The 1,136-nt window shown below is 64.3% G+C and carries 1 pseudogene; it reads right to left on the bottom strand.

The annotated features are described in order from the left end of the window. Nucleotides 1-681: pseudogene (locus IVA79_RS27150) on the bottom strand (flagellin); the annotation flags it as partial. Nucleotides 682-1,136: the final 455 nt, after the last annotated feature.

Genomic DNA, 1,136 nt, shown 5'->3' with positions numbered 1-1,136 from the left:
CGGAACCGCGCTCGACGCCGGAGCCGAGCCCGAGCGGAAGGTGATGGTCTTGCCGTTCACGGTCAGCGTGTCGCCGTCGGCCGGCTGGGCGTTGCCGGCCAGGCCGGTGGCAGTCGTGCCGTTGGTGGCGATCAGGGTGATGGCGCCGGTCAGGGCGGCGGTGCCGTCGCCGGCAGTTCCCGCAGTGCCCGTGAACGAGCCGATGGTGGCGCCGAGCGTCGTGGTGCCGCTCGCCGCCGTGGTGCCGCCCGCCGCCCCGCTATACACGACGTTGCTGGATGCTGTGGCGCTGGCGAAGCTCGTCGTGCCGCGCAGGTCGGCCGCCGTCGCACCGGAGATGGTGGTCGAGACGTTGGACTTGGTGGAATAGCCGACCGTGGTCTGCAGCGCCTGGTTGGCGATCGACTTGGCGCTGTCGATCAGCTTCTGCAGCGAGGTGATGCCGGTGTTGGCAGCCTGCAGCACCTGCACGCCGTTGGCGATGCCGTCGAGCAGGTTGTTGATGTCGCTGGCGCGGTTGTCGAGCGACTGGGCCGTGAAGAAGTTGGTGGGGTTGTCGAGAGCCGAGTTGACGCTCTTGCCGGTCGACAGACGGCTCTGCGTGGTGGCGAGGAGGTCAGCGGTGGACTGGAGAGAGAGCAGGTTCTGGCGAACCGATGCGGAGAGGACGATACCGGACATTGAGTGTTACCCTTCTGGTACGCAACGCAACAAACAAACTTCGATTAGGATTAATCGATGCCGGGACGGTGAACGCAGACGGCTAACAAAGCATGAAGCATGTCGCGGCAGTCCTTGCCCGGATTCACCATACGCGCGTTCGGAGCCGGATCGTGCTCGCCTATATCGTCATGATAGGATGATGTTTTTTGGTGCAGCGACGAGGCGTTTGCGACTTGTCAACCATAACTCAGAGTGAGCAATTGGCTGCATCCGAACGCATCCTCTCCTGATGCCGGCGCAAAAAGAAAGCGGCGGGGCCGAAGCCCCGCCGCCGGATCTTGCTTGCGATGTCTGCCGCTTGTTAGCGGAGCAGTTGCAGCACGCTCTGCTGCGACTGGTTGGCCAGCGACAGCGCGGAGACCGCGATCGACTGCCGGGTCGACAGCGCCTGGCTGTTGGCCGCTTCGACGTTG

It is taken from the genome of Bradyrhizobium sp. 138 (assembly GCF_023074075.1).
In the GTDB taxonomy this organism is placed as follows: Bacteria; Pseudomonadota; Alphaproteobacteria; order Rhizobiales; family Xanthobacteraceae; genus Bradyrhizobium.
Note: the sequence above shows the minus strand (reverse complement) of the source record. Positions and strands in the feature narration are given on the sequence as shown.